Source organism: Caballeronia sp. M23-90 (assembly GCF_053574605.1).
The window spans coordinates 1-10,216 of record NZ_JBSIPA010000227.1; the positions used below are offsets into that span (position 1 = coordinate 1).

The window sequence follows — 10,216 nt, forward strand, 5'->3', positions numbered from 1 at the left end:
TGACGGTCGCGGCGATTCCCTATTTGTTCGTCTTCTTCGCCGCCGAGTTTTTCTCGACGCTGGGCACCACGCTCGCGGTCAGCGCTGGAATGCCGAATACGGGACCGAGCGTCGCCGCGATCGAATCGACCAGGAACGGCCGGTTGATGTTCGGCAGGTTTGCGTTTTCATCGAGGAGATTGGCTTTTGCGCCGACCGCGAGCGTGGTGCCCAGCGTCGAGAAAAACTCGGCGGCGAAGAAGACGAACAAATAGGGAATCGCCGCGACCGTCAACGCGCTCGGGATGTCGAGCTTGAACGCGACGGGCATGATGTCGTGCGGAAACGAGATCATCGACGAAGGCATATGCGTCACGCCGAGCGGCACGCCGGCGGCTGCTGCAATCAGGATTGCCCAAAGGATCGCGCCCGGGATTTTTCGTCCTTGCAGCACCACGGCCGCGGCCAGTCCGATCAGCGCGACGATTGTCCCGGGCCGCGAAAAGTCACCGAGGGCGAACGCGTTGGTCTTTGCATTCGCGATCACCATGCCAGCGTTGCGAAACCCGAGCACCGCGATAAACAATCCAATCGATGCCCCCAGTCCCAGCTTGATCTGCTGCGGAATCAGGCGCACGACAAGACTGCGCGCACCGACCAGGGTAAGAATGAGAAACAGCAACCCCGAGATGAACGCGATGCCCAGCCCGGTTTGCCACGCGACATGTTCGGTCGCGGCCAGTGTGACGCCGAGGATCACCGACCCGCCGATTCCGGGTCCGACAATAAACGGCAGATTTGTATATAGCCCCATCAAGACGGTGCTCAACACGAACACGATGATGGTCGATGTCGTCGCCGCGCCACGATCCATGCCGCCGGTTGCAAGCAAAGACGGAATCACGACGAGCAGATACGCTGCCGCCAGGAACGACGTGATGCCCGCGAGCGTTTCCGTGCGCACGCTGGTTTTACGCTCGCTCAAGGCAAAGCGCCGGTCGAGCCATCCGCCTGATTTGCGGGGTAGGGTTGCATCGGAAGAAGCCATCGAAGATTCCTTGTTCACTATTTTTTCCTTGGGCACTTTCGGCGTGCACGCGTTTTATACTGCGGCGCATCCGTCCAACTGGTAGCGCTTCATGTCCGATCGATCAGGTCCATTGCCCGCGCTGACCTTGCGGCAAGTCCAGTACTTCGTCGCGCTCGCCCACGCACGCAGCTTCACTCAGGCCGCGCAATCGCTTTCGTTGACGCAGCCCGCGCTGACCGCCGCGATCCGCCAGATCGAATTTCTGCTCGGCGGTCCGTTGTTCCTGCGTTCGGCGCACCGGCTTACATTGACCGATGCGGGCGCGAGCATCCTGCCGCTCGCCGAACGCCTCCTCAATCACGCGCGCGGCACCTTCGACGACATGGCGAGCACGTTCCTGGAACGGCTGCAGACGGTGCGCATCGCGATGATTCCATCGGTGGCGGGACGCCTGCTTCCTGTCCTCAACGCGTTTCGCGAACAGCGTCCCACGCTTCGTTTTACGCTGACCGACTTGCCGAACACCGCATTGATCGATGCCGTGCGCGACGGAGTTGCCGATATCGGCATTGGCGTGCATGAGCCCGAAGCGAACCACGAAGCCCTGCGTTTCAAGGATGTCTTCGAGGACGAGATCGTGGTCGTGGTACGGCGCGATGATCCGCTTGCGAAGCTCAAGACCGTGCCGTGGAAAAAGCTCGTCGGCCGCGATCTCGCCGTGTTCGTGCGCGGTAGCGTAAGCGATACCCTGCACAGGACCGGCGGTGACGAAAAGCTGCGCCTCTCGGTGACCTACACCATGGAATACACCGAGCCGCTCTACGCCCTCGCGCGCAACGGCCTCGCGATCGCGGTCATGCCGAGCCTTTACACCATGCATTTGCACGATCCCGAGCTGATTGCGCTGCGACTCGACAAACCCCGGGTCACGCGCGCCATCGCGTTGATTTCGCTCGCGGGCGTTGATCGCGGGCCGCACGTGAAAGCATGCTGGGACTATATTGCCGCGCACATCTAGGTCCCGCGCACTTCAAGGCAACGTCGCGATACTGGCTCGCAGCGCGGCGTAGAACGCGTCGGCATCGACATCCGTGATCCAGGTCGCGTTCGGCGCACGTCCGCTATGCCCCGACCAGTCGACGACGGTCTCACCCAGCGTGAATTGTCCGGTCGTTTCCACCACCACGTTGACCAGCTTGCCTTTGAAAAGGCTCGGATCGACGAGATAACCGGCGGCGGTCGGGTCGTACATGGGTGCCTCTTCCACGCCTCGACGCCCCTTCTGGTACTTCACTTCGGCCGCCATGATGTCCGCGACGACCGCGCCGCAGCGGTTGCCGATGGCGCGGATCGGCGCAATGCGCGCTGGCGTGATCGGGGCTTTCACGGCGACATCGCGCGGCAGCACGACAATCGGAACGCCGCTCGAAAACACGATGCTTGCCGCTTGCGGATCGACATAGATGTTGAACTCGGCCGCCGGCGTAATGTTGCCGCGCTCGAAAAACGCCCCGCCCATCAGCACGATTTCGCGCAGTGCATCGCGGATTTCCGGCGCTTCGGTCAAGGCCGTTGCGATGTTGGTCAGCGGCCCGAGTGCGCATATCGTGACGCTTTTCGGCGGCGCGGCTTTCAATGTATCGATGAGATACGCCACCGCGTGCTGCGCGGCGAGCGGCGCCAGCGGTTCGTGCAGTTCGACGCCTTCCAGCCCGGTCTTGCCGTGCACGTTCGCAGCGGTGATCAGCTCGCGCATGAGCGGACGCGGGCATCCTGCATACACGGGCAGCGTTTTGGTGGCGCCGGCCCAGTCGCGGATGATGCGCGCGTTGCGCTCTGTCAGGTTCAGCGGCACATTGCCGGCCACCGCCGTCAGCGCGCGGACATCGAGGCGATCATGCGCGCCCAGCGCGAACAGGATGGCGATGGCGTCGTCCTGGCCCGGATCGCAATCGATGATCACCGTACGGCGCTCATTGGCCGCGTGCGCAAGCGGGTTGAACAACGCCGAAGCGGTCAGCGCCGCCGATGCCTTCAAAAACGTACGTCGAGGAAAACTGGAAGTCTGGCTCATGATCAGAATACGTGGCGCATGCCGAGGGTGGCGACGAGCTGGCGCGTGGTCGTCGAGCGCGCGAAGGCGAAGATCTGTGCGTGCTGGGCGTCGCCGGCGGCTTGCTGGCCGATGACCGTCAACGCCACGTCGGTGCGCTTCGAGAGGAAATAGTCTGCCTGCAGGTTGACCTGGTGCCACGCGGGTTTCTGGTTGATGACGTCGTACTTGCCGTCCGTGTAGCCGTACGCCGCGCCCAGGAACAGCGACGGTGTCATGGTGTAGACCACGTTCACGCCGAAGTTCTGCAGGTGCAGATGCGAATTGTCGAGGTAATCGTAATGGACATCGGTGAAGAGCGCTGCGAACTGCGCCTTGCCGATGGTGTAGAAACCGCCCGTGCCCGCAATGCGCTGTTTCTTCGCGAACACCGAAGGGTTGGTCGCGCTTTTATCGAAGATCAGGATGGGCGACGAATAATCGTTCGAGATTGCGCCGTCCGAATTCGTGCTGCTGAACGGATGGTTGTATTGTGCGTAGACCGCGCTCCAGCGCAACGGACCGTGCTCGTAACCAATGCCGAAGCTGTATGCGCTGTTGTCGCTGAAGCCGGTCGCATTGCTGAAACCGTAGATGGCCGTCGCCTTCAGGCCGCGATAATCCGGGCTCACGTACTTCACGGAATTCTGGACGCGGATGTCGTTATAACCGTTGTCGTTGTCGCCGATATTCACGCCGTTGCTCGCAATGATCACCGGTCCGATGTAATCGTGGATGGCGTCGTACTGGCGGCCGAATGTCAGCGTGCCGTACTTTTTATTGGAAAGACCGACTGCGGCCAGGCGGCCGAATTCGCGGCCGCTTTGCGCAGCCGTGCCCGTCATGATGTTGAAGCCGTTTTCCAACTGGAAGATCGCGCTCAGTCCGCCGCCCAGGTCTTCCCGTCCCTTCAAGCCCCAGCGCGGATTCTGATTCGTGCCGCTCAGCGCCTGGTAAGCGTTGTGCCCGCCCTGATTCGTCGCGAAGCCGACACCCCCTGATATCAGGCCGTAAAGAGTGACACTGCTTTGCGCATACGATGAGGCGGTGAACGCGCCGAGCATTGCAAGGGGAGCAAGCTTGAGTAGTTTCATGGTTGTCCGGGAATCGTCCGATGAGCGTGTGATGTATGTTCGTCGCGCCGGTTTTTGACTCATGGCGTCTGGCGAGTGCATCGGACTGTACAAAACCGAAAACCATAAAAATAATTATGAATTGTTATAAACCCATCAAATGAGTTTATGCAAAGGGTGGGGGAGGTGTGTTTTGAGTTGGCCGTTTCGCCAGTGTCATACGGTGAGCGACGCTACATGCCGCAGCCAATCACCCCGGCAGCGTCCCGCCTTCGGAAATCGGCTTGACCGTTGTCATGGTCCGTTCGGCGAGCACTGCGTCGCGCTTCGCCATCAAATGCGCGCGCATGATTTCGGCCATGCGTTTGCCATCGCGTGACTCGAGGGCGGCGATCATGGCTTCATGATCGCGGATCGCGCTGTCCCACTTCGTGGTCTGGAAGTTCGAACGGAACCGCAACGCCTGCAGCCGCCGGTTCACCGATACATACGTTTGCCGCAAGGCGGAGTTGCGAGCGGCGTCGTTGATCTTGTCGTGAATGGCTTGATTGCGGCTGTAGTAGCCGGACAGGTCGTTTTGCTCGCGGCAGGCGAGCATGGCGTAATGCAGCGCCTTGATCTCGCTGAGTTCGGCGGGCGTCATGCGTTCGCACGCGAGTTCGCCCGAAAACGCTTCGAGTCCGCCCATGAGTTCGAACGTCTCGCGGATCTCTGCGTCGCTCATCCGCGAGACCGACGCACCCCGGTTCGGCAGGATATCGATCAAACCTTCCGAAGCAAGCACCTTCAAGGCCTCGCGCAACGGCGTGCGTGAAATCCCGAGCGTCTCGCAGAGCGTGCGTTCGTTGAGTTTCATGCCCGGAGCCAACATCCCCTCGACGATGAAATTACGCAGGTGGTCCACCACCGTGTCGTGCAGCCTTTGCCGCTCGACTTTTGGAAGCGTGAATTCGCGATCAGCAACATGATCATTTTGCATGCAATACCTCAGGCCATTCTGTTGACGCGATTTTACCGCGCCGCACCCAAAAAACCGTGGGACGGGTTTTCACCTAAGCAAAACAGACATTTATCGCTTTCAGTCAATGCTACGGTGCGCTACAGTATTTTGCATGCAAAATTCAAAGGACGCATCATGCTGAAGCTCGATTTTCATCCCGCTGGTCGCCATTTCCTGCAGATTCCCGGGCCGAGCCCCGTACCTGACCGCATCTTGCGGGCGATGAGTTATCCGACAATCGACCATCGCGGGCCGGAATTCGGTGCGCTCGGGCTGAAGGTGCTGGAAGGCATCAAGTCGATCTTCAAGACCGCGCAGCCCGTCGTGATCTACCCGGCATCGGGCACTGGCGCATGGGAAGCGGCGCTGTGCAACACGCTCAGTCCCGGCGATACGGTCCTGATGTTCGAGACCGGCCACTTCGCGACGCTCTGGAAAAAGATGGCCGAGAACCTTGGCCTGAAGCCGGAATTCCTGGGTTTGCCGGGCACGGAAGGGTGGCGGCGCGGCGTCCAGGCGGACATGATCGAAGCGCGTTTGCGCGAGGACACGCAGCACAAGATCAAGGCGGTGTGCGTCGTGCATAACGAGACATCCACGGGCGTCACGTCGGACATCGCTGCGGTGCGGCGGGCTATCGACGCAGCCGGACATCCGGCGCTGTTTCTCGTCGATACGATTTCCGGTCTGGCGTCGGCGGATTACCGGCATGACGACTGGGGCGTCGACGTCACTGTGTCCGGTTCGCAAAAAGGCCTGATGCTGCCGCCGGGGATCAGCTTCAACGCGGTATCGAAGAAGGCGATCGAGGCGAGCAAATCGGCGAAGTTGCCGCGTGCGTTCTGGGCGTGGGACGAGATCATCGAGATGAACAAGAGCGGCTACTGGCCGTACACGCCGAACACCAACTTACTGTACGGCTTGTCGGAAGCGCTCGAAATGATCGGCGACGAAGGGCTCGACAATGTCTTCGCGCGGCATCAGCGGCTGGCGGCGGCGTGCCGTGCAGCGGTCAGCGCATGGGGCCTCGAGATTCAATGCGCTGACCCGGCCGTGTATTCGCCGGTGCTCACGGGCGTGATGACGCCTGAAGGCGTCGATGCCGATGCGGTGCGCAAAGTCATCTACGAAAAATTCGACATGTCGCTGGGCACGGGGCTCGGAAAGCTGAAGGGCCGCATGTTCCGCATCGGGCATCTCGGCGACTGCAACGACCTGACGTTGATGGCGACGCTCACCGGCTGCGAAATGGGCCTCAAGCTGGCGGGCGTGAAGCTCGCGGGAAGCGGCGTGCTCGCAGCCATGGACTATCTGACCAACAACGTCGCAGCACCTGCCTTGAAAGCGGCGGCCTGAGAACGTCCAAGCGATGCTGACCAAATCCCCTGAAGCACTCGTCCAGCCGATCCATCTGATGCCGGCATCGGCAAGGGCCACGCTCTCGCCGCTCGCCGCGCGTCTTCGCAGCGAAATGAAAGGCGACGTGCTGTTCGATCGCGCGGCCCGTGGACGTTACGCGACCGATGCCTCGATCTATCAGATCACGCCGCTGGGCGTTGTCGTGCCGCGCGACCAGGCCGACTTGCTGCTCGCGCTGGACATAGCACGCGATGCCAAAGCGCCCGTGCTCGCACGCGGCGCGGGGACGAGCCAGTGCGGGCAGACGATCGGTGAAGCGCTGGTTATCGATACCAGCAAGTGGCTCAACAACATCATTGAGTTCGATGCCGAAACGCGCACGGTGACGGTGGAACCGGGCGTGGTGCTGGATCACCTGAACGCGTGGCTGAAGCCGCACGGCTTGTGGTTTCCGGTGGATGTATCGACGAGCGCGCAATGCACGATCGGCGGCATGGCAGGCAACAATTCGTGCGGTTCCCGTTCCATGGAGTACGGGATCATGGTGCACAACGTCGCGTCGATCGACGCCGTTCTCGCCGATGGTCAACAGGCGACGTTCGGCGCGTTGGGCGCAATGTCCCTGGATGCACCCACCCGTTCTTTGGTCGAAGGCGTGCAACGGATCGCGCAACGTGAACGCGATGAAATCCGCGAGCAAGTGCCGAAGGTCTTGCGGCGCGTGGCGGGCTACAACATCGATCTCTTCGATTGCCAAAGCCCCTTGCCCTTCAGCGCCGACGGCGAACCGAACCTCGCGCAATTGCTGGTCGGCTCCGAAGGCACGCTTGCGTTCAGCCGGCGCCTGACATTGAAGCTCTGGCCGCTGCCTGAGCACAAGACGCTGGGGGTCGTGAACTTCCCGACGTTCTACGACGCAATGGACATGACGCAGCACATCGTCAAACTTGGTCCGGTCGCCGTGGAACTCGTGGACCGCACGATGATCGACCTGTCGATGTCGAATCCGGCGTTTCGTCCGGTCATCGAAAAGGCGCTGGTCGGTCAGCCGCAAGCTGTGCTTCTCGTCGAATTCGCAGGCGCTGACAAGGCCGTGCAACTCGCGAAGCTCGCACAACTCGTGGAACTGATGGGCGATCTCGGCTTGCCCGATTCGGTTGTCGAGATGCCCGGCGCTTCGGAACAAAAGGCCTTGTGGGAAGTGCGCAAGGCCGGGCTCAACATCATGATGAGCATGAAGGGTGACGGCAAGCCGGTCTCGTTCATTGAAGATTGCGCCGTGCCGCTCGAACATCTTGCGCAATACACCACGCGTCTTACCGAAGTGTTCCACAAGCACCATACCGAAGGCACGTGGTACGCGCATGCAAGTGTCGGCACGCTGCACGTGCGGCCTATCCTGGACATGCGTCGGGACGGCGCGCAAAAGATGCGCGCCATTGCGGAAGAAGCCTCGGCGCTGGTACGCGAATACAAGGGTGCATATTCGGGCGAACATGGCGACGGTTTGTGTCGTGGCGAATGGGTCGCGTGGCAATACGGACCCCGCATCAATCAAGCGTTTCGGGAGATCAAGACGCTCTTCGATCCCGAGAATCGCATGAGTCCGGACCGCATCGTGAATCCGCCGAAAATGGACGATGCGACCCACTTTCGTTTTCCGCCTTTGTACCGCGAACGTGCGCTCAAGACGCAGCTCGACTGGTCGCAATGGGACGTGACACGCGATCCGCTGACCGGCGAAGAAACACCGGCCGGCAGCGGCGATGACCGTACCGGCGGTCTCGCGAAAGCGGTCGAGATGTGCAACAACAACGGCCACTGCCGCAAGTTCGACGCGGGCACGATGTGCCCGAGTTATCGAATCACGAAGGACGAGCAACACGTCACGCGCGGCCGCGCCAATACGTTGCGGCTTGCGATCAGCGGGCAACTGGGTGAAGAAGGGCTCGCGAGCCAGGATGTGAAGGACGTGCTCGATCTGTGCGTATCGTGCAAGGGCTGCAAGCGAGACTGCCCGACAGGCGTCGATATGGCGAAGATCAAGATCGAAGCGCGTGCCGCATGGACCGCGAAGAACGGCTTGCGCTTGCGCGATCGACTGGTGGGATTCATGCCGCGATACGCGCCGTATGCGAGTCGCGTGCCGTCGTTGTTCGGGTCGGTGGAGCGGTTGCCGCGCGTGGCGAGCTGGGTCAAGTCGCGTCTCGGCCTGGCGCCCGAACGCGCGTTTCCGCAGTTCGTTGCATCGTTTTTATCGACGGCCGAACAGCCTTTGCCTCCCTCGGTCGATGGCAAGGAAGTGCTGCTTTTCGTCGATACCTTCAACAACTACATGGAACCGGAAAACGCGCGTGCGGCGAAGCGTGTGCTGGAAGCCGCGGGTTATACGGTCCATCTGAATCTGAAGGACGGTGAACGTCCGCTCTGCTGCGGGCGCACGTTTTTATCGGCGGGAAAGGTCGATGAAGCAAAGGCCGAAGCGCGCCGCACGCTTGATACGCTGCGGCCGTTCATTGAACGCGGCGTGCCTGTAGTGGGTCTGGAACCCTCGTGCCTGCTTTCTTTCCGCGACGAATTCCTCGACTACGGTTATGGCGACGAAGCGCGCAAGCTCGCGCAGACATCGTTCCTGTTCGAAGAATTCCTGGTGAAGGAAAAACAGGCGGGACGTCTGAGGCTTTCACTCAAACCGCTCGCCCATCCGAAGGCGCTCGTTCACGGCCATTGCCATCAGAAAGCATTCGATGTCTTTCGACCGGTTCAAGCCGTGCTTGGCTGGATTCCGTCGCTGGATGTACAGGTGATCGAATCGTCCTGCTGCGGCATGGCAGGCAGTTTTGGCTATGAAGCCGAGCACTACGAAGCATCGAAAGCGATGGCGGAACTGTCGCTCTTGCCGGCCATACGAAAAGCACAAGACGCATTGATCGTCGCAGATGGCACCAGTTGCCGTCACCAGATAGCGGATGGAACGAACGCGAAGGCGATGCACGTTGCGCGCGTTCTCGAGGCCGCACTAAAAGAAGTCTAAAGCATCACACCCACAGCGGACGCACGCAAAAGTTCGCGCACTGGAGACAAGCATGACACGACCGCGCAAGCCCAGGATTCGCAGCACTGCTGCAACGCCAATTGATTAAGGCTTTTATCGAAGTTCCGGATGCAGTTCGCTTCAGGCGTCCTTGGGCGTCGGGATGGAGCACGCACTAATCAAGGAGACGATGATGTTCCGTCGAGCTACGACGCGCGTTTTGTTATTGCTGTGCGCCATGTATTTCATTACGTATGTTGACCGGGTCAACGTCAGTACCGCCGCTTCGCAATTCGGCGCGGAACTGCACTTGTCGCATACGCAAATCGGTTTCGTATTTTCCGCATTCGCCTATCCGTATCTCGTGTTCCAGATCATCGGCGGATGGGTGGGCGACAGGTTCGGACCGCGTCGGACGCTTGCCGTGTGCGCCGTCATATGGGCGGGCGCCACCGTCATGACAGGGCTTTCCGGCGGGTTCGTATCGCTGATCATTGCGCGCCTGTTGCTCGGACTGGGCGAAAGGTTCGGACCGCGTCGGACGCTTGCCGTGTGCGCCGTCATATGGGCGGGCGCCACCGTCATGACAGGGCTTTCCGGCGGGTTCGTATCGCTGATCATTGCGCGCCTGTTGCTCGGACTGGGCGAA

At 60.8% G+C, this 10,216-nt stretch carries 7 protein-coding genes and 1 pseudogene; 4 read left to right on the top strand and 4 right to left on the bottom strand.

The features are described 5' to 3' along the window. Positions 1-67: 67 nt before the first annotated feature. Positions 68-1,027 (bottom strand): annotated as a pseudogene (locus ACRXB1_RS20835) (solute carrier family 23 protein); the annotation flags it as partial. 91 nt (positions 1,028-1,118) lie between these two features. Here ACRXB1_RS20835 and ACRXB1_RS20840 point away from each other — a divergent pair. Further along, positions 1,119-2,027, top strand: a complete 909-nt coding sequence (locus tag ACRXB1_RS20840) for a LysR family transcriptional regulator (RefSeq protein ID WP_174362529.1) — start codon at positions 1,119-1,121, stop codon at positions 2,025-2,027. Between the two features lie 12 nt (positions 2,028-2,039). On the opposite strand, the gene ACRXB1_RS20845 is transcribed toward ACRXB1_RS20840, so the two are convergent. The 3 genes from ACRXB1_RS20845 to ACRXB1_RS20855 form a co-directional block, all read right to left on the bottom strand. Continuing rightward, positions 2,040-3,083: a nucleoside hydrolase gene (locus ACRXB1_RS20845; RefSeq protein ID WP_449493075.1), complete on the bottom strand. Its 1,044-nt coding sequence runs from the start codon at positions 3,081-3,083 to the stop codon at positions 2,040-2,042. A gap of 2 nt (positions 3,084-3,085) precedes the next feature. After that, positions 3,086-4,195, bottom strand: coding sequence for a porin (locus ACRXB1_RS20850; RefSeq protein WP_449493076.1), 1,110 nt, complete (start codon positions 4,193-4,195; stop codon positions 3,086-3,088). A 229-nt stretch (positions 4,196-4,424) separates the two neighbouring features. After that, entirely contained in the window at positions 4,425-5,153 is a 729-nt protein-coding gene (locus ACRXB1_RS20855) for a GntR family transcriptional regulator (protein ID WP_062001226.1), read from the bottom strand. 156 nt (positions 5,154-5,309) lie between these two features. Here ACRXB1_RS20855 and ACRXB1_RS20860 point away from each other — a divergent pair, with 156 nt between their 5' ends. The 3 genes from ACRXB1_RS20860 to ACRXB1_RS20870 all read left to right on the top strand — a co-directional run. Further along, a complete protein-coding gene (locus ACRXB1_RS20860; RefSeq protein ID WP_449493077.1) occupies positions 5,310-6,530 on the top strand; it encodes a pyridoxal-phosphate-dependent aminotransferase family protein in 1,221 nt (406 codons plus the stop codon). Between the two features lie 13 nt (positions 6,531-6,543). Further along, entirely contained in the window at positions 6,544-9,567 is a 3,024-nt protein-coding gene (locus tag ACRXB1_RS20865; protein WP_449493078.1) for an FAD-binding and (Fe-S)-binding domain-containing protein, read from the top strand. A 190-nt stretch (positions 9,568-9,757) separates the two neighbouring features. Further along, a partial coding sequence (locus ACRXB1_RS20870; protein WP_449493079.1) for an MFS transporter occupies positions 9,758-10,216 on the top strand: 459 nt, incomplete at its 3' end.